The sequence below is a fragment of the Cecembia rubra genome (genome assembly GCF_003014575.1).
Classification (GTDB): Bacteria; Bacteroidota; Bacteroidia; order Cytophagales; family Cyclobacteriaceae; genus Cecembia_A; species Cecembia_A rubra.
In genome coordinates this window covers 44,979-65,355 of sequence record NZ_PYGF01000012.1, presented here as the reverse complement: position 1 = coordinate 65,355, position 20,377 = coordinate 44,979, and the positions used below count along the sequence as shown (strand labels likewise).

The 20,377-nt window shown below is 39.9% G+C and carries 15 protein-coding genes; 5 read left to right on the top strand and 10 right to left on the bottom strand.

The features are described from left to right. Window positions 1–112 precede the first annotated feature (112 nt). The 4 genes from CLV48_RS17235 (at window position 113) to CLV48_RS17220 (ending at window position 4,910) form a co-directional block, all read left to right on the top strand. On the top strand, window positions 113–1,165 hold the full coding sequence (locus CLV48_RS17235; protein WP_106568537.1) for a proline iminopeptidase-family hydrolase: 1,053 nt from the start codon (window positions 113–115) through the stop codon (window positions 1,163–1,165). Between the two features lie 260 nt (window positions 1,166–1,425). Beyond that, window positions 1,426–2,478, top strand: a complete 1,053-nt coding sequence (locus tag CLV48_RS17230; protein WP_106568536.1) for a ThuA domain-containing protein — start codon at window positions 1,426–1,428, stop codon at window positions 2,476–2,478. 124 nt (window positions 2,479–2,602) lie between these two features. Further along, window positions 2,603–3,454: a sugar phosphate isomerase/epimerase family protein gene (locus CLV48_RS17225; protein ID WP_106568535.1), complete on the top strand. Its 852-nt coding sequence runs from the start codon at window positions 2,603–2,605 to the stop codon at window positions 3,452–3,454. A gap of 61 nt (window positions 3,455–3,515) precedes the next feature. Continuing rightward, on the top strand, window positions 3,516–4,910 hold the full coding sequence (locus tag CLV48_RS17220; protein ID WP_106568534.1) for a sulfatase family protein: 1,395 nt from the start codon (window positions 3,516–3,518) through the stop codon (window positions 4,908–4,910). On the opposite strand, the gene CLV48_RS17215 is transcribed toward CLV48_RS17220, so the two are convergent. The 6 genes from CLV48_RS17215 to CLV48_RS17190 form a co-directional block, all read right to left on the bottom strand. After that, complete coding sequence (locus CLV48_RS17215) at window positions 4,900–5,709, bottom strand: alpha/beta fold hydrolase (protein WP_106568533.1); 810 nt, start codon at window positions 5,707–5,709, stop codon at window positions 4,900–4,902. The genes CLV48_RS17220 and CLV48_RS17215 overlap by 11 nt on opposite strands. 270 nt (window positions 5,710–5,979) lie before the next feature. After that, window positions 5,980–6,804, bottom strand: a complete 825-nt coding sequence (locus CLV48_RS17210; protein WP_106568532.1) for a sugar phosphate isomerase/epimerase family protein — start codon at window positions 6,802–6,804, stop codon at window positions 5,980–5,982. Between the two features lie 26 nt (window positions 6,805–6,830). Beyond that, window positions 6,831–8,216 (bottom strand): aminopeptidase P family protein, encoded by a 1,386-nt coding sequence (locus tag CLV48_RS17205; protein WP_106568531.1) that lies wholly within the window; start codon window positions 8,214–8,216, stop codon window positions 6,831–6,833. 78 nt (window positions 8,217–8,294) lie between these two features. Then, window positions 8,295–9,212 carry a dihydrodipicolinate synthase family protein gene (locus tag CLV48_RS17200; RefSeq protein WP_106568530.1) on the bottom strand — a complete coding sequence of 306 codons (918 nt, stop codon included), beginning with the start codon at window positions 9,210–9,212 and terminating at the stop codon, window positions 8,295–8,297. 131 nt (window positions 9,213–9,343) lie between these two features. After that, the gene (locus CLV48_RS17195) at window positions 9,344–9,592 is read right to left on the bottom strand and encodes a hypothetical protein (RefSeq protein ID WP_146140117.1); all 249 of its coding nucleotides are present in this window, start codon (window positions 9,590–9,592) and stop codon (window positions 9,344–9,346) included. A gap of 356 nt (window positions 9,593–9,948) precedes the next feature. After that, entirely contained in the window at window positions 9,949–10,875 is a 927-nt protein-coding gene (locus tag CLV48_RS17190; RefSeq protein WP_146140116.1) for an AraC family transcriptional regulator, read from the bottom strand. A gap of 150 nt (window positions 10,876–11,025) precedes the next feature. On the opposite strand from CLV48_RS17190, the gene CLV48_RS17185 reads away from it, so the two are divergent. After that, window positions 11,026–12,594: an L-serine ammonia-lyase, iron-sulfur-dependent, subunit alpha gene (locus tag CLV48_RS17185; protein WP_106568527.1), complete on the top strand. Its 1,569-nt coding sequence runs from the start codon at window positions 11,026–11,028 to the stop codon at window positions 12,592–12,594. Window positions 12,595–12,620: 26 nt separating this feature from the next. Here the strand turns inward: CLV48_RS17185 and CLV48_RS17180 are convergent, their stop codons facing one another. The 4 genes from CLV48_RS17180 to CLV48_RS17165 all read right to left on the bottom strand — a co-directional run bounded on the left by CLV48_RS17180 (window position 12,621) and on the right by CLV48_RS17165 (window position 20,271). Continuing rightward, window positions 12,621–14,756, bottom strand: coding sequence for a M1 family metallopeptidase (locus CLV48_RS17180; protein ID WP_245889597.1), 2,136 nt, complete (start codon window positions 14,754–14,756; stop codon window positions 12,621–12,623). Between the two features lie 29 nt (window positions 14,757–14,785). After that, on the bottom strand, window positions 14,786–16,132 hold the full coding sequence (locus CLV48_RS17175; RefSeq protein WP_170069048.1) for a M24 family metallopeptidase: 1,347 nt from the start codon (window positions 16,130–16,132) through the stop codon (window positions 14,786–14,788). A gap of 348 nt (window positions 16,133–16,480) precedes the next feature. Next, complete coding sequence (locus CLV48_RS17170) at window positions 16,481–17,362, bottom strand: sulfite exporter TauE/SafE family protein (protein ID WP_106568525.1); 882 nt, start codon at window positions 17,360–17,362, stop codon at window positions 16,481–16,483. 179 nt (window positions 17,363–17,541) lie between these two features. After that, the gene (locus tag CLV48_RS17165; RefSeq protein ID WP_106568524.1) at window positions 17,542–20,271 is read right to left on the bottom strand and encodes a DUF6797 domain-containing protein; all 2,730 of its coding nucleotides are present in this window, start codon (window positions 20,269–20,271) and stop codon (window positions 17,542–17,544) included. Window positions 20,272–20,377 lie beyond the last annotated feature (106 nt).

The following is a 20,377-nucleotide window of genomic DNA, read 5'->3' as shown; positions in this document are numbered from 1 at the left end:
TTTTTAATCCCAACCGGGCTCTGTTTCCTTAGCGGAAGATTCAATTTGTATAAAATCAGGGCTTTGCTTATATTCAACAGCTTTTGTCAGTATCATTTAGTCCCTTTCTTCTATGAAAAAACATCTGATCATTCTTTCCCTTTTTGCTTTCTTTGCACAATCCTGTTCTCAGACAGACCAAAAGCATGCGGAAGACAGCCAAGTGGCTGCATCTTACCTGGACTTTTCCAACAGGGACGACCAATTTGAAGGTGGTATCCGCATGGTCCCAATCCAAACTCCAAAAGGAGAATTCAGGGTATGGACTAAAAGGGTGGGCAATAATCCTACCATGAAGGTTCTGCTCCTGCACGGAGGACCCGGGATGACCCACGAACTGTATTCCTGCTTTGATGGCTATTTCCCATCAGAAGGAATCGAATACATTTACTATGATCAGCTGGGCTCTTATTATTCAGACCAACCAGAGGATCAGTCTCTTTGGACCATCGACCGCTTTGTAGATGAAGTAGAACAAGTAAGAAAGGCCTTGGGACTCAATAAGGATAATTTTTACCTCTACGGACAATCCTGGGGCGGTATGCTGGCCATGGAATATGCTTTCAAGCATCAAGATAACCTAAAAGGCCTTGTGATTTCCAATATGATGTCCAGCCTGGATGAATATGAAAAGTACGCCAAGGAGGTATTGGGGCCACAAATGCCCGCAGAAGTCTTTGCAGAAATCATGCAAATCGAAGAAAATGAAGATTTTGATAATCCAAGGTATGAGGAATTGCTGCTCGAGCACCATTACCAATACCATGTCTTAAGGATGCCTTTGGAAGAGTGGCCTGAGGCAGTTATGCGCTCCCTAAAGCATGTCAACCCTAACGTCTATGTGTACATGCAAGGGCATTCAGAATTTGGAATCACAGCTGGGGCAACTTTAAAAGGCTGGGACAGAAGGGCTGACCTCAAAAACATAAAAGTCCCTACCCTGGTAATAGGCGCCGGGCATGATACCATGGATCCTGCTCATATGGAGTGGATGGCTTCGGAGGTACAAAATGGCCGTTACCTTTTTTGCCCGGATGGAAGCCATTTGAGTCAATATGATGACCAAAAAGTTTTCTTTGAGGGACTGATCAAATTTATCAAAGATGTGGATAAAGGGAATTTTTAAAGAAAAAAAAACCTCAGCGAATCCTTCTCAACAAAGCCACAAAAGGAATTGGTAAGGAAATAAAATTTTAGGATTGGAAATTTCCTTTAGGATGGAATTATTCGCTGAAAAATAAATGGTATTTTTTCAATTCTATATCTTTTGTTAGCTTTTTTTGAATAAAGATCCAAAACTTGCAAAATTCACTTTTATCAAATAGGTTTTCAAGGTATATTTTGAATAAGTAATTAATCTAATTTCTCATCTTAACCTTAAAATCAATGTCCAATAAACCTTTTTCCTCTAGGTACAATAATATTTTAAATAGGCATTATTTGCTTTTTTTTATTTTAATTCAATTCTTCATTAAAATAGCTTGTCAAGCACAGGATGGAAAAACCTGGCTCAGATTTGAAGGAAAAGAAGGGCCTGGAAAGGGCAGACACATCGTACTGGTAAGCGGGGACGACGAATACCGTTCTGAAGAAGCCATGCCCATGTTGGGTAAATTGCTGGCCCAACATTATGGATTTACCTGTACCGTGCTATTTCCTATAGAGCCTGAATCGGGCCATATTGTGCCTTCTTACCAAAATAACATTCCTGGTCTCGAACATTTGGAAAAAGCAGATCTGATGATTCTACTGACCAGATTCAGGGAATTGCCCGATGAGCAAACACAACATTTCCATAATTACATATTGGCAGGGAAGCCTATTATAGGGATGCGGACAGCTACCCATGCTTTCCATTATGAAAAAAACAAAAACAGTCCTTTTGCCAAATACCATTGGAGGAATGCAGAAATAGGATGGGAAGGCGGTTTCGGTCAACAAATACTCGGAGAAACCTGGGTGGCCCATCATGGTGACCACGGTACAGAAGGAGCAAGGGCATTGATTGATGGGATTGCCCAGCAGCAGGACCACCCAATCCTTAGAGGGGTGAAGGACATTTGGGCTGCATCTGACGTATATACTGTGAAAAACATCCCCAAAGATGCAGAAGTACTGATCTATGGCGTGCCCACTTCGGGAATGAACCCCGAGTCTCCAGTCAACTGGGAAAAATCCATTATGCCTATGGCCTGGACCAAGGATTACCAGATTGAAGGGGGAAAGAAAGGAAAAGTCTTCACCACGACTATGGGAGCTTCCGTTGACCTGGTCAGTGAAGACCTGCGAAGATTGATCGTCAATGCTGCTTTTTGGGCCCTCGATATGCCGGATAAAATTATAGCAGATATGAATGTCTCTATTGTAGGAAAATACGAACCATCCATGTTTGGATTTGGAACATTCAGAAAAGGAATGAAGGTGGAGGATTTCAAGTAAATAGATACAAGACGCTAGACGCTAGACGCTAGACTTAAGACTTGCGCTAGAATACAACCTTGGTATTCAAAAGATTGAGTTTAAGGCCCATACTTCATGATGAACAAATAAACCAAAATAACCAATGAACAAAATCGGATTCAATGTCCTGGCCTGGTCGGCCAACATGTCAGATGAGCTCAAACCTATCCTGGACAGACTCAAAAAAATCGGATATGATGGGGCCGAATTTTTTGTGGGCTCTCCCGATGAAGCAGCTTATAAAAACATAGGAAACTATTGCAGGGAAATTGGTTTGGAAGTTACCACGGTCTCTGTCTTAAGTCCGGAAGAAAACCTGATCAGTGCTGATGCAGCTGTTCGGCAAAAAGGGCTGGAAAAGATCAAATGGACCATTGACCGCTCACATGATCTGGGTTCGCAGGTCTTATGCGGCCCCATTCACTCTGCCTTTGCCACTTTTTCTAAAGCTGCCCCACAGGAAGCAGAGTATGAAAGAAGTGCCGAAATGCTCCATCAGGCAGGAGATTATGCGGCGCAGGCAGGAATCCTGCTGACCCCAGAGGCCCTCAACCGATTCGAATGCTATCTATGCAACACCATGGAGCAATTGGGGCATTTATTGGGCAAAGTCAACCACCCCAATGTAAAAGCCATGTTTGATACCCATCATGCCAATATGGAGGAAAAAAAAATGGGTGATGCCATCAGAAGCATCGGTCCCCGTTTGGCCCATTTCCATATCAGCGAAAACGACAGGGGAACACCCGGTTCGGGACATGTGCCCTGGGATGAAACATTCGCAGCCTTAGCTGAAATCAATTACCAGGGATGGCTTACCATTGAAGGATTTACAAGGAATGACCCTGACTTTGCCAATGCCATCGGGGTTTGGAGACAATTTTCAGAACCCTGGGATATGGCTGAAAATGGGTTTGCCCATATCAAGAAAATGATGGCAAAACATGGGTTGTAGATTGAATTATTTGCCTTAACGCGCATATGCTACAAATCCAAAAGTAACACCTGCCCAAAAAATGATAAAATTCATTTCATTATCCATTTTAGCATTCCTCCACCTAGGATTTCAATGTTTTTCTCAGGAAAACAGGCCAAATATTATCTTTATTTTGACGGATGATCAAAGGTGGGATGCTTTGGGTTTTGCAGGAAATGAATTCATCCATACACCCGAAATGGACAGATTGGCCAAAGAAGGTATATTTTTTGAAAATGCTTTTGTGACCACACCCATCTGTGCAGCCAGCAGGGCAAGCATTTTAACGGGAACTTATGAAAGAACGCACGGGTATACTTTTGGGCAGGGAGAAATCAAGCAACAATTTATCGATCAATCTTATCCTGAATTAATGAAAGGTAGTGGCTATCACACTGGTTTTTTTGGCAAATTTGGCATTAATTATTCAGGTTTTGAATCCTTATTTGAGGTTGGAGAAAATTACGATAGGTTGGACCGCTACAAAGACAGGCGTGGTTACTTTTATAAAACAATTGGCAGTGATACCGTCCATTTGACCAGATATACCGGCCATAAGGCCATTGAATTTATCCAACAAGTTCCTGAGGATAAACCATTCATGCTTTCCATAAGCTTTAGTGCCCCTCATGCCCATGATCCGGCAGAAGAGCAATATTATTGGAATCGGGAATTCGATTCTTTATATGAATCAATTTTGTTTCCTGAGGCTCCCTTAACCAGTCAGGAGTATTTTGAAGCACAACCTTCCTATGTAAGGGAAGGTGAAAATCGAACCCGGTGGTATTGGAGATTTGACACCCAAGAAAAATACCAAAGAAGCATGAAAGGGTATTACCGGATGATTTCAGAAATCGATCAGGAAATTAAACTCATAAGGGAGGAGTTGGTAAATCAGGGGAAAGATCAGAACACCATCATCATTTTGACCAGTGACAACGGCTATTTTTTGGGAGAGCGTCAGTTGGCAGGGAAATGGTTGATGTATGACAACTCCCTTCGGATTCCATTGATTATACATGATCCAAGATCAAATCAAAGCAGAAAAGTAAAAGACATGGTGTTGAATATTGATATAGCCCCAACAATTTTTGATCTGGCGGGTCTTGAGATTCCGAAACTATGGCAAGGCTTAAGTTTAGCTGGTTTTTTGAAAGAAAACCTTCCTGAATTTAATCGGGAATATTTCATTTGCGAACACCTATGGCAGGTGGACATCATTCCTCCAAGTGAAGGGTTAAGGGCTGAAAAATGGAAATATTTCCGCTATATCAATGATCCCCAACATGAGGAATTGTATCATTTAGAATCAGACCCATTGGAAAAAAACAACCTTGCCTTTAATCCTGCATTTCGTAATCAATTGCTGGAATTAAAAAAGGAATTTGAGATAAGGGTGAAGGATTTGAAAAAACAGTCCCCTATTATCCATTAGGATTTTTTAACCATTCCCTCACCCTCTCATTAAAATCCTCCAGATTCTCCCAATGAAACGCATGGCCGCTTTTTGGGTAGATATGTAATTTAGAATTTGGAATTGCACCTGCTACTTCTTTGGTCATCCAAACCGGAGTAAAGATATCTTCCTCCCCTCCAAGCACAAAAACTGGACAAGTAACAGACTCCAGTTGCTCCAAAACAGCATGATTGATACAGGCAGCAGCCTGCCCTTCCAGACCGATTAAAGGTTGGGGATTAGGATCCATGGCTGCTTTTTTCCGGTCCTCTATCAGCCCTGTATGGAATTCCTCATTATCCCAGGAACTTTTTGAAAAAATCAATAACTGAATATAAACGCTGAATTCTTCTGGTTTTAACCTTGCCTTACAGTCCATCATATGTTGGAATATGGCCTTAGCCGTATTGTCACAACGTGCCCAAGGGCACATCAGCACCATGGCTTTGATCCTTTTGGGGAAGTGGACTGCTAGTTGTTGGGCGATAATGCTGCCCATCGATACCCCTACAACTTTTACCGATTCCAGACCCAAATGATCCAGTACTGCAATACAGTCTTCAGCCATTTGCAGGGAAGTGTAAGGACCTGCAGGTTTGTCGGATTTTCCTACACCCCTGTTGTCCAATAGAATACAGCGGAAGGATTTTTCCCAATCTTCCACATGCTTTTCCCAAACTGCCCCTGGTGCAGTAATTCCCATTATCAATAGCAAAGGCTCTCCTGAACCCCTTTCTTCAAAGTAGATGTTTGTTCCGTTTGAGTTTATTGTTGGCATTTTTTAAAGAATTAAGAATTGACAATGATGTATAAATAATGAAGAAAGAGGTATACAGAGGTTTTGAATGATGAACATAGGTATTCTTTCCTTTGTCTTTGGTGGGGTTCCAAATACGACATTTTTCATTCTTAATTCCTAATTTCTCCAAGTCTTGACTCTTGTTCCTAGGCTCTTATCTGTAATCTTTTGATTCTCGATTTCTATCTTCTTTCTTGATTCTTGTTTCTTGTTTCTTGTTTCTTAGCTCTAATCTCTCGCTTCAATCTTCTACCTCAACCCTTTTACCAAAACATCATTCACCCATTTCCCATCATGAAGGGTTACGAAATCGGGATCTTCCAAGGCTTCCTCCCCTTCATCCTCACAGATAATCCAACCCCCAAATCCGATATCCTTGAGCCATTGGGTAATACCCAAAAAGTCTACTTTACCATTGCCCATCAGGGTAAACTCAGGATTTCCATCCCAATCTTTATAATGAATATGGTTGATGATGGATTGGTATTCTTTCATTTTGGCCAAAGGGTCCATACCTCCATTGATGATATGGCCAACGTCAGGGCACCATCCGGTCACGGAATGATCTAGTCCTTCCAAAATCACTTTGTAATCTTCCTCAGTCCGGGTAATGGAAGTGTGCGGTGAATTGGGATGAAAACTGCTTTCAACTCCGATTTCTTTTGCTCTTTGGGAAACCGTATTTACGATATTGATGAGGTTTTTTCTCCTTTGGACCAAATCATGGCGACCTGTAGGAATCTGAACCGTGCAAAGTACCGAGCCGGGAAACCTCTTCAACAGGTCAATGGCATTGTCAGCTACTTTTTTCTCTTCAGCTGTTTCTTCAGTTCCGTTCCAATCCAAAGCCAAGGCCACAGCTGCCAGTTCTATCCCCTGTTCCTTCAACTTCTCCTCTAGCAAAACCGGATCACTTAATTTTCCCATCCAGGTAAAAATGGGCTGAATCCCGGTAAACCCAGCCTTGGAAATAATCTCAATCATATGTCCCAATTGATCTTTGTAGGTTTCGCCGTTATTGTTCATGTACCAGGTATAGACCTCAGCACCGAATTTGAATGGTAGGTTTTTCATGGTTTAAATTTTTATTGGCTTGAATTTTATTTACTAAGCTGCTCCACATCTTTGATTTCTATTTCTAAAGGTTCTCCTAAAAGCTTTGAACCATTATCGGTTATAAGATAACCATCTTCCACCCGAATCCCCCCAAAATCTTTATAATCCTCCACTTTTTCATAATTAATATAATCTTTATGCAAAGATTCAGACTTCCACTTCTCAATAAGTTGGGGGATAAAATAAATTCCGGGTTCGATTGTAATAACAAATCCCTTTTCAAGTTCTTTTCCCAAACGAAGTGACTTCAGACCAAATTGCTTACTCTTTTTAATTTCATCAGTATATCCAACGTATTCCTCTCCCAAATCTTCCATATCATGGACATCCAATCCCATCATGTGTCCAAGGCCGCATTGGAAAAACAATGCATGGGCTCCCTGATTTACTGCATCATCCAAATTTCCTTTCATGATACCAAGATCCTTTAATCCCTCTGCCAGTTTTTTACAGGCAAGAAGATGAATATCCCTAAACTTTATACCGGGTTTAAGTACTGCTACTGCTTCTTTATAAGAATTATATACAATTTGATATATTTCCCTTTGATTATCAGAAAATCTAGCCCCAATCGGAATAGTCCGAGTTATGTCACCCGCATAATGCATATTTGACTCCGCACCAAAATCCCCCAAGAGCATTTTCCCTTCCATCAAAATATTGGAATAATTGTGGTTATGAAGAATTTGACCATTGGTAGTGATTATAGGAGGAAAAGACACATTGCCCCCTAAGGAAAGCGCTTCTCCTGTAACCAATCCAAGAAGTTCGTATTCTCTCATTCCGGCTTTAGCTTCATGCATTAATTTTTTATGCATGCTAACACTGACGCTCACTGCCTTGGTTATTTCCTGGATTTCCTCTTGTGACTTGATCGATCTTAATGATACCACAGCCTTTATAAAATCCTCTGACACTAAGGAATCAATTTCCATCAGACTTTTCGCCATCCAAATAGCCAATTTCTGTCTATTTTCAGGCCTGTAAGGAGGAAGGCAATGGATTACCCTATTCTTAAATGAAGCCAAGTAAGAAGGTATTTCCCTTTTTGATTTTGCTATTCCAACTCCAACAGCATTTGCCAAATCCAAAATAGGAGTATGGTCCCCTTGCCAAATTGATTCTTCAGTTGTTAAATTATCTCCGAAAATAATCTCTAAGTTCTGATCAATATCGATGATGGCGGCGAGTCCTGGCAAATCCAATCCGAAAAAGTATAGAAAAGTACTGTCTTGCCTAAAAGGATACCAATTGTCTTTGAAGTTAATACTGCTTTCTTCATTCCCTAAAAACAATAAGACTCCGGAGCCAATTTTTTTCTTTAATTGATCCCTTCGTCCTTTATAAGATTCTTTGGAAAATAATTTCATAGATTATTTTAAAATATTAGCAAATTAAAATCTAATTCCCAAAGACTTTATCGTCGTTACTTTTGAAAGTAAAAGAAATTATATGGGGATTTTATTCAAATTAGGCAAACTTGGTCTTGAGGAAAGTGACTCTTGGATTATCTGCAATATATTTTCCCTTTCTTCTCCAGTTAGTTGCAACCTAGGTTCCCTGACATACTCCGTTCCTAAGCCAACTTCAGCTTCAGCTAATTTAATATATTGTACTAATTTCGGATGGATATCCAGTTCTAATAGAGGAAAAAACCATCGATAAATCTTCAAAGCCTCCAAATACCTACCTTGCTGCATCAATTCGTATATCGCGATTGTTTCATAAGGAAATGCACAAACCAATCCAGCAACCCAGCCATTTGCACCCAAGGCCAAACTTTCATATGCCAAAGGATCAACTCCACAAAGAATTTTAAATCTTTCACCAAACCGGTTGATCATTTTGGTTATCAGGGATAAATCCCTTGTCGATTCCTTCACTGCCTGGATATTTTTAAATTCTTCCAATTCCCCAAACATATCCAGAGTAACCAAAATCTTATAATCAATTGGATTATTATAAATCATGATAGGAAGATCTGTCGATTTTGCAATTTTCTTAAAAAAAGTAACAGTTTCTCTATCATCAGCTTTGTACCTCATAGGAGGAAGGACCATAAATCCTTTAATACCACTATCTTTTGCAACAGAAACAGCCTCAAGAGCTTCTTTGGTAGATTGCTCAGCAATAGTCATAACAACAGGAATTCTATCTCCTACCACTTCCAATGTAGCCTTTACCAATGATTCTTTTTCGGAGCTTTTCAAAGTACTTGCCTCACCTAGACTTCCTCCTAAAATAATACCATGCACGCCTGCCTGCATTTGGATTTGGATATTAGATTGAAAGGTCTTTATATCGAGCTGATCATCAGATGTAAATTTTGTGGTTATAGCTGGGAAAACTCCATTCCAATTAATCATAACTTTTCCTTTTGGTTTTAAATACTGGGTTATTCAATAATTCATTTTTTGTTTTATACCGTAAGCATCTATTTTAAGTTGGGCAGTAAACTTCTTAACAAATAGGTTTTCATCGTCCCATTGAAATGAAGCTAAGTTATTTCTAATTCATTAACTCCATAGGAAAGCATAAGATGGGACATCACTGAAAATTGTTTGTTGTAATTTTCAGTCCAATTATAATCTGCCACAGTCAAAGGTTTGTTTTTCCAAAATCGAATAAATACCTCAGCAAAAATTAATATTAATATACCTACTGAAAGCGTATCATCCCTGACTATAATACCTTCTTTAAGATTATTGCTTTTTTCAATACCAGAATATCCTTTTGTATATTTCATCCATCGGATTGGTCCAAATCGATTCAGGCTGAACACACCATTCTTATAAATTTCCTTCAAAGTCTGTGCTGTTGGAGAAAATAAATTCCCATTAAAGCACATAAAAAAAACAGAAGCAGTATACCTCATTTCTTCTTTTTAAAATAATCGAGTCAAATTTTAAATTCCATTTAAACAAACCTCCTCTTATCCTTTCTAAGAAATCATATAATAAAGTATAAAGGTATTATGCGCAAAAACAAATTCTACTAAATCATTTTAGCTAAATGATATGATATTTTAACCCTATGAAAAAAATGTTTGTGGAAAGTTTTATTAAAAGTGTCTTTTTTCAACACCTGGTTGGGATTAAACCGCTAAACCATTTTCTCCAAATGCTTAATTTCCTTATTTAAAATTTTGCTTTTGAATTCCAAAGGGGTCATTCCTGTAATACTTTTAAAATGCTTGTGAAAATTGGATAAATTGTTGTATCCAGAATTATAACAAGATTCAGCGGTGTTAAAGTCATTCTGCAACATAAGCCTACATGCATTTGCTATCCTAACTTCAATCAAAAAGCGTGAAAATGTCTTTTGGCTTTTGTATTTAAAGTACCTACAAAAGGCAGTTGGAGACATGTTAACCATTTCAGCAATTTGTTCTAAGGTGATTTTTTCGGTGTAATTGTTTCTCACATAATCAAAAACTAAATTTATTTTGGGTAAATTTTCCTGAACTGATTTGATTGGTACCCCCAAGGAAGAAATGAAATTCAATTTAGTATCACTTGAAACACATTCAAGTATATCCAATAAACCTAAATACTTTTCGAAAGCATTTTTCTTTGTCAGTTCTTTAAGTTTTTCACAAATAAGTGTTTTTCTTGATTCTGAAACTTTAATTCCATAAACTGAATAATCTAATAACTTTTGAAGATTATAGGATTCAGGGATATCACTCAATGAGCTTTTTAAAACATCTTGATTGAAAAATACAGAAATTGCTTTTGCTCTTTTATTAATACCATTTTGAAGAAAGTATTCATTATTCCTGAATACATGTGGTAAATTTTTACCGAATAGATAAACATCATCTTTTTTAAAATCAACAATACTCTCAGCAACAAAAAGTGATCCATCACCCTCTTGAATTAATGTGATTTGAAATTCTTCATGGTAGTGTATAGGTTCAAAAAAATTATCCAATTCCCAACATTCCACCCGGATTGTTTCATCCTTAAGTCTCGGAACTTTAAAATGTAAAGGTTGCATAATAATTTTGTGGTTTATGATATTTGTCAAATAATTTACTAAAAAAGAAAGAACATTAGCAAATAAAGCACACTAAAAAATCATTAATTGTTAAGATAGTATACATAAATGTTAAAATTAAATATTAAGCAACTTCGCTTAAATTGATACATTTATAAATAAGAAAAAACCAAGAAAATAATGAGCTATCCAAGTATTTTTAATGATGTGATTGGCCCTGTAATGAGAGGCCCCTCTAGTTCACATTGCGCTGCTTCCCTTAGAATTGGTAGAATCTGCCATGACCTTATGGATGGTAGAATTTCACACATAAATATAGAGTTCGATCCAAATGGTTCATTGGCTACCACCCATAAAGATCAAGGTTCAGATATGGGTTTATTTGGTGGATTTTTGGGTTGGGAAGCTTATGACGAACGATTGGTAAATTCTGAAATTCATATCGGTGCAGCAGGAATAAAGGTAAACATCGAAATCAAAGATATTCATGCAGAGCATCCGAATACCTATCAAATCACTTTAAATAATCCATGGGAGACGCACCAAGTAATTGCGATTTCTACAGGGGGAGGAATGATAGAAGTGATTGAAATTGATGGAAACAAAGTTGCACTTGCAGGAGATTCTTTTGTCACTTTGATCTACACTTATGATTTACAGAAAGTGATTGATTATTTAGAAAAAGCAAAACTGGAAGATGGTGTTGAAATCCATACCAGTGAAAAGAATTTCATTGTCCTAAAAAGTCAGGCTCTATTGGATAAGACCATTCTTGAAGATCTTAATGAAATTGAAGGAGTTACTTCAATCAAGCAAATCAAGCCCGTTTTGCCAATACTTACAGGGAAAAACACGACGGTTCCATTTATAACCTGTGAGGAGATGCTCAGCTATAATCAAGACAAAAATTTGAGTCTTTGGGAACTGGCAGTGAAGTATGAAAGTATGCGCGGAAGTATTTCCGAAGAGGAAGTGCTTACCAAAATGAACGATATCCGGATTATTTTGAAGAATGCAGTTGAAACTGGCTTAAAAGGGACAAAATTTGAGGACAGGATTTTAGGGCCTCAATCAGTGAAATTCAAATCCATGATGGAAGATAAAAAACTAATTGATGGAGATACATTAAATAGAATAATCATGTATGTATCTGCGATCATGGAAGTGAAAAGTTCCATGGGAGTAATTGTAGCAGCGCCAACAGCAGGGTCTTGTGGCGCAATGCCTGGTGCAGTACTTGGAGTGGCCGACTCCTTGGGGCTTTCGGATGAAGAAACCGTAAAAGCATTGCTTATTGCAGGATTAATTGGTGTTTTCATAGCGGCACATTCCACATTTGCGGCTGAGGTTGGCGGATGTCAGGCAGAATGTGGGTCGGGTGCTACAATGGCAGCAGCTGCGATTGTTCATTTGGCTGGAGGAAACATAAATCAAAGTATATCCGCTGCTTCTATGGCATTGCAGAGTTCTTTGGGAATGATCTGTGACCCCATTGGGAACAGGGTTGAAGCACCCTGTCTGAACAGAAATGTAATGGCAGCTTCCAATGCTCTTTCTTGTGCCAACATGGCTTTGGCAGATTATGACCATTTGATTCCTTTGGATCAAGTAATTGAGACCATGTATGAAGTGGGAAAAAGCATTCCCAATACCTTAAGATGTACCAATCTTGGAGGCCTCTCCATTACTAAAGCAGCCAAAGAAATTGAAGCAAAACTTACTCAAAAGCATTTTTATAAGAGTTGCTGAAAAATCGAAAAGCTATTCATTTCAGCCTAGGGGTTTGGATTTTTTATCAGCTCCATCGCCTGCTCTGCAGCGTTCTTTAATGTATTGCGCGGAGACCTTACCTTGGCCGCTTCACTGAGAAAACGCAGCTGAGTAGAATTACCGGTTTCACCAATGGCAATCAGCGCCTGTGCCTTTACCAAATAGCTTTCATCTGTTTCGTAAATTTTCTTGAAGTTACCTAACATGGCCGGATCCTTCATTTTTCCCAAGGCGGTGATGGATGCTGCCCTGACCTTGGAGTTTCGATCTCTGCAAGTCTCTAAAAAAACAGCTTTACTGCTGCTTCTATGAAATTCAGACAGACGCTTCACCGCTGCCTCCCTTACGGCCCAAAATTCGTCCTGCTTGGCAAGTTCCGTCCATTTCTGAATTGTTTTTGGTGAATCGTGGAAGGCCTTCAATTGGTCAATTGCCCATAACCTTCCAGTCATGTCGTCATTTTCAGCCTGAAACAAAAGCTCTTCCTCGGATTGAGGATAGGTCAATTCTTTGAGCAGGTAGTTGCCTTCATCAAAGCGAACCAACAATGGCGCTTTATCTAATTTGAATTCAAATTTTTCCAAAGATTCATTTAACCATACTTTTTCCACCCTTTTTTCATCTTGATGGTAAAACCCAATTTGAACGGGTATACGGTAGATGGGTACATGCTCCCATTTGTCCTGGGTCTGTTTTATTTCTAAGGATAGGGTCATGGTTGTTTCATCCCAATGCTTGGCAACCTCAAATACGGCATGGCCTGGTTTAAACAGAAACTGCTCAAAAAACCAGTCCAGATTCATACCACTCACATCTTTGGCACACTGCATGAAATCCTGTGTACTTACTACCTGAAATTCAAAACGATGCAAAAATTCACTGATCACTCTGAAAAAGGTTTGGTCTCCCAATAGAAACCGAAGCATATGCAAAACGGCAGCCCCTTTGGGATAAGTATGGCTGTCAAAGTTCTGCCCGGGATTTTCATACTGGGTAAAGACGATGGGTCGCATATAGCTGTTATGCGCCTCACGCAGGTAGGCACCTTGTTTTCTCACCAAGTCAAGTGCCGCTTCATCCTCACCCCAATCAAATCGCTTGTACAAATAATCAGAATAGGTAGCAAAACTTTCATTTATCCAGGTATGCTCCCAGCTTCTGCAGGTAACGAGGTCTCCCCACCATTGGTGGGCAATCTCATGGGCAATAATACCCTCAAATGAAAAGTCAATTTCTTCTTGTCTCGTTGTTACGGCACCCTCTCCCAGCAAAGATGCAGATGTAGCTTCGGCACCTCCTCCCTGATGCGCTGAAATCACTTGGTCATACTTTTCCCAGGGATAATCATACCCATATATCCTGTTAAAAAAATCTATCATATAAGGCGTCTTGGCGAATGATCTTTTAGCATCCTGCTCGTGGCGTGGATAGACCCAGTAGCTTACCGGTAAATCACCCAAAGAGTCTTCAATAACAGTGTAAGCTGCTATACTCAGATTGATAAGATAAGTGGAATGCGGCTTGCTTTGCTTCCAATGGTAAGTGTGTTTTCCTTTTTCAGGACCTTCGGAAATTCCAATCAACTCTCCATTTGACAGTACTTTAAGGTTATTGTCAACAGTAACGATCATTTCCTGAGTTACTTTGTCGTGGGGATAGTCGTAACAGGGAATCCACTGCCTGGCCTGATTAGGCCAGCAATCAGAAGAAACCTGAAATGGATTGGTTTCAGTTTGATCAATAAATTTTAGACCTGAAACCTGTTGTTTGAGAAAGTACTTAACTGTAAAGGTTACGGTATCTCTATGAGAATAGGAGCGCGAGAAGTCTATATTCAGTTTATTGTTGCCCTGTTTAAAAGAAAGCGGTAAGCCCTTGCTGTCGAGGACATCGCTTACTACCAGAGAAACCGCATCCAAAGTCACGCTATTCAGGTCGCTTCTCAGTGGTGTTAAGGTGATGGTATTCTGTCCTGTCAATTGCTTTTCCTGAACATCTACATCAAGAATAACTTTGTAATGGAGAGCGTCGAAATCCCTATCCGGTTCAAGCTTCACCGGCCTTCGGTAGATATCAATCTGTTGGCCAACTAGTCCTAAATGAGCAGATAACAGCAAAAGAAAAACAACAAGACGCTTCATGGATTCTTCTTATAAAATTGGATTTCTCATTAATTATTCTTCATGAACGCCTCTATTTCGTCTACTGTCCGGGGCAGTCCTGAAGAAAGAATTTCACAACCGTCTTCTGTAATCACCACGGTATCTTCGATACGAATGCCTGTGACATCATCCGCCATGCCCATGATGTCACAGGCAAAGACAAACCCGGGTTGGAGCGGTTCTCTCCGATCGAAGGTATGCATCCGGTCATGAACAGCCATGCCAATGCTATGGTTATATCCACCGTCCCGAATCCACAGATTGAACCGAGGTTCACTGGTATCAAACCCCAATTTTTCCAGTTCCTTTTTCACTTCGGCACCGATCTCAGTCAATGAAATCCCCGGGCGGTACATACTTTGGCATATCTCCCTGATAAAAAGACCCAGTTCGTAAATCTCCCGCTGTGTTTCGGTAAACTTTCCACTTGCGGGGAAAGTTGTCGAAACATCGGATGCATAATAGGATACATTGGCCCCGCCATCAAGAATTATGAAGTCTTTCTCTCCCAATATGCGATCATATTTCATATAATGCCCATAGGCGTGGTTTTTGTCCGACATAATAATGGTGCCGAAGGCCAAACCCTTGGCTCCTCCTTTCATTGAAACCTGCTGGAAAAGTGCTGCCAATTCAACTTCCGGCACGCCGGGTCTTGTAGCCTTCATAACCGCCTTATGCGCCTCCACAGAAAGTTGGGCCGCCTTACGGATCAGATCAATTTCTGCCTTTGATTTGAACTTTCTAAGTTCCCAGATAAAAGGGGTGCAATTCGAAACCTGATTTTCGGGGAATCGCTGATTTAACACCGCTACAAACTGCATTTCCCTGGTCAGCCGGCCATCCCATTCGTTATCTGTTATATTGCGTTTGAAAGTTGCAAATTTCTCCATGGAATTTTCTCCTATATACTCCTCAGGGCTGAATGGCGTATATATGACTGTGGTTTTTGTAAGCCGGTTTTTTAGCGTTTCAGAAAAATCCTCGTAGGGCCGGTAGTGCTCTATTCCTGTGATCTTTACAGGCTCTCTCACTAGGTCCAGGGAAATATTTTCGCTGTCAGCATGGTCCTCATCTATGGTAAAAAACAGGGTGCTTTCCCTCTTTTCTCCATCCACGATAAGGATGGCATCAGGAATCTCCACCCCGGCAAAATACATCATATTGTTATACTGGGTAAATGCTAAACCTGAGAGTGATTCAGATGCTCCTCTGATGATGGCGATTCCATCAGGGATCCTATCCATAAGTTTTTCCCTACGATTCCGGTATTCATCTTTTTCAAATATCAATTGTGCCTGAAGTCCACTAACCACCAGGAATAGAAGCAATGTAAGAATTAAAGGAATTTTCATGTGTTTATACTTGTTTTTCAGTTGCCACATAATAGTTAGGATTAGCTTTGGAAGCTCGGAATGATAATCATCCTTTTGAATATCACTTGTACCATTTTCGATTTTATCATCAATAAGTTAGAATATTTAAGCAGTCATTTGGAAGATTAAAACAAATACATCCTGAATGACAACTTAACCTGAATAAAGCCAATTTACTATCAAAGACCTAATTTACAGAATTTGAACGGCTTACAATTCAAGCATCTTAACCAAAAAAGATGATATATTAGCGACTTGTCCCTGATCCTTATGTGATGTCGTGGAACAAGTACAATTAAGGCTATTTGGACCCGATATAATCCTACTTTAATTAACTCTTACTTTAGTCTTTAGCACATTTCGTCTAGCTGAAAGAAACATCCATCCTGAAGTATATAGTACTATAAATAGCACCACCCATTTCAAAACCAATAGGGGTAAGGATTTGACCACATAAGCGGCCAGTATCACACCAGCGGCCCCGGCAATGGTTAAGGAAAAGGCAACTTTCCGGTCGTAGGCTCCCTTTCTGACAAAGTTTGCTCCTCCTGCTGCCATCAGCATAGCAGTGGCAGTCATCATAATAGGGAATGCAGTGAGTGGATGCATACCGAGAGCATACACCATTGCCATACAGGGAGCATAAAATCCTACCCCTATGGTTTGCAAGGCTCCAAAAACAAAACTCATTCCCACAATAACGGCAAGTTTCCAACCCCTAAGACCAATCGCCTCACCTCCAACAGGCATCAAGTCTAAAAAGCCGGCGATAATGATCAAGGCCACGGCCAATAAACCACACCCTAATCCTATCTGTATCCCCCGGCGCGACATTTGGGATACAATACCGGCACCCAATAATGCGCCTAAGGGTGCAGCTGTTGACATGGTGACCAGCGTAATGGGATCCACTTCAACCACTGTCATAAAAATAAATGCCTGCATGACAACAGGAATGGTATTACCCACATTCATTGTACCTGGAATCAAGCGGTCATCAATTAGTTTGAAGAATTTAAAAATCGCAGTTTGCTGGGCAAAACTCCCAATCCCCAGGGTATCGAAGAAGTTGGTGATAAATCCGGTTGTCAAAAGACCTGACCATGGTTTAGCGGAAAACATTTTCCTGTTTCTAAAAACATCAGCAAAATAATAGAAGCCAAACGTACCTGTCATAAGCCCCAGAACAACCTTTAAAATATTACTCATTGTTTTTCCATTAGTTTTAATAAGACAGGTCAAAACAAACTGTTCCTAAATTTTTCTTCAATCAAGCCACTATAACCCTTATTTAAATGAGGTTATTTCCTATGATTATATTGAATTAATGCTGAATTTATTCATATTTAGCGGACCGTGATCACATATAAGAATACAAAAGATACTAACTATTGAACAGGGTCTGGACCTAGCTGATGGATTGTATTCTGGACTAATCCCTCTCTGGTATTTCCCCGATCATCCTTAATCTGGTATTGGATTTCCATTACCCATGTTGGCTTAATATCCGGGATGGTCAGTTTGATGGTTTTCTTGTCCTTGTCCAATTCAGCCTTGGTCACTTGCAAAGTTTTTTCATTGTAATGTTTGGATCCGTATTTTCTTGAGCGGAGCAGATCCCAGGTTTTTACAGTATAATGACTTACATCTTCAACACTTCTTTCGTCAAGTTTGTCAGTAAAACTCAAATGCATGCCGGTTTTTGTTGCATGAATATCAACTGGAATAACTATTGGTTGATCAACTTTCCTTATCCTGTAAAGACCTCCCAGTTGTGGTTGTGTGGAGCCCCAGGCAGACAAGCCACAAAGGTATAATTGTTCATCTCCAGGATTGAATCTGCCTCTCATGACACCTGTAGAAAATCTCGGGATAGGCAATTCAAATATACCCCCCTGAACCTGATCCCCTATTTTCTCAAAAGGAACAACAAAAAGTTTCCCATAACCGTAAGACAAATTCAGCAGCTTCCCATTGAGAGCACCCCACTTTTTACTATCCACCCAGAGCAGTTCGGAAGGTGACTGATCTCTTTCTCTTTCCACCCAAACCAGCGGAAGTTCCATTCCGTTTTCTGTACTATCTGCTGGTGGATTGTATCCAAACATATTCCCATAAAATCCACCCTTTTTAACCCAGTTTATCCGGTTCATCGGATTCCAGTGACCTTCTTGGTCTGTCACAATAAAAGTACCATCAGGGTTGATACATACTCCGTTTGCTGCTCTGAAACCCGTAGCAATTATTTCGGTCTTCAATCCATCTTTACTGACTTTAATCAAGGTTCCATGCTGAGGAATCAAGGCTTCTCTTGCATGACGAGCACTTTTTGCATAATAAAAATTCCCCTCTTTATCGGTCTGAAGCCCCATTGCAAATTCATGAAAGTGATCAGTAACCTGATGATCATTATTAAAACTCTCGTAAAAATCTGTTTCCCTGTCTCCGTTAAAATCATGCAACCGGACGAGCTGATCCCTACAGATTACAAAAATCTCCTCTTTGACCACTTTAATTCCAAGTGGCTGAAATAAACCTGAAGCTATACGTTGCCATGTAAGATTACCGGAATTTTTTATAAACCCTTCTACAAGCCAAACATCTCCATCCGTAGAGCAAATCACTCCTTTGTTGGAATCTTTGAAAAAGTCAAGACCACTCAGCCTAAACTCATTTTTCCAAGGGCTATCAAATGGTGGATTCATAATATCCACCTGAAATGGCCCATCTTGTTTTCCAGTGATGATTTCTGTAGTTAATTTTTGCGGATACCTTGCAGGGCCTCCTTTGATCATGGATTCTAATGATTCGGCAGGATTTGAGACTTTTGCATATTGCTCAAGCCCCTTCATTCCGGATTTCCCTATCAGTATTTTGATTTTTAGATTTTGGGCAGCAGAGGTTTGCATAATGGTAAATCCATTCTCTTCTCTCAAAACAGCACCTTCACCCACTAAAGCAACAGACGTTCCAGTTGGAGCTACCCGCATTTTCAGCGATTTATCAGCCGGAGAAATATTCAATGTTCTTGTAAAAACAGGTTGATTTTCCACAGTTTCGAGTCCAAATGTTTCCAGAACTTTGGCACCTCCCACCGTATAGGAAATAATTACCCGATCCTTGAATTGGTAAAGGCCTTTATAATGCGCCCATTCCCTTGGGAGTGGGCCAAACCGTCTTTTATCCCTAGCCAAAAAGCGTGGATCATCAAATTTTCCAGTTGCCGGGTTAGCCCAGGCAGGCCCTACAGGATTTGAAAAATGAAGATCTCCAACAGTTCTTGGGGAAATATTATGTTTCCCGTTAAATAAAATGGCTTCCCAATCAATAAAACCTTCACCTGTCCAAGCTCCGGCAACCCTCATAAGGTCATGGTCAAACATCATCCAGGCACTTCCTGCCGCAACACCACCCTCTCCTTCATCCAACCTTACTGCAATACCTTTATAAGCAAAATTCTGGTTAACCAAATTTTCATCTTTTAAAGGCTGAATCGGGCCTGAGGAACGTTCCCTTGGAGGTGCATTTAGCCCCACCAATTCATAAGTATTGATCAAAAAGTTACCATAATCCATCTCTGCCCAAGGCTTAAATTCTTTGGGAGTTGGTCCTTTGTTCGTGCCAGAAGGCAAACTTGCCAGATAAGTAGAATCTATTTCAATAAATTGATCAGGATTATCTTTTTGGATAAAAGCCTCCCTTATATAATTGATGATATCATACTTTTCCACTGGAGTTAAATTGATCTGTGGAGGCATAGATCCATAGCCCCGTGTTAAGGTCTGGTAAATTGAATATGGGTCATTCCCAACTTTAAATTTATCTTCCCAGAATTTAAATGCATTGGGCATGGATCCTTCCTGTTCCTTATTCCCGTGACAATTAAAGCAGATGTTATTGTAAATATGTTCACCTGTGCGGATGGATTCACCATATCGGTCACCTAATGCAAGGAGGAGACCCTTATGATCCAAATCTTTTTCATAGTCCGGAAGGTCTGCTTCCTGAAGTGTAAATCCTATAGGTGTTTCGGCCTCTTGATTAGATGGACTTGGTTTGCATCCGATAAACAAAGAGAAAATCAAAAGAGTACTTAAACTGAAGTAAATTTTATTCATTTTAAAGCTTATGTTTTTTTAGCCTGTATGACTTTAAGTATTTTTAAAAATGAGACAACCAGTCAGGGAAATTTAATTGTTTCTGAATATCTATCATTTTTAAACT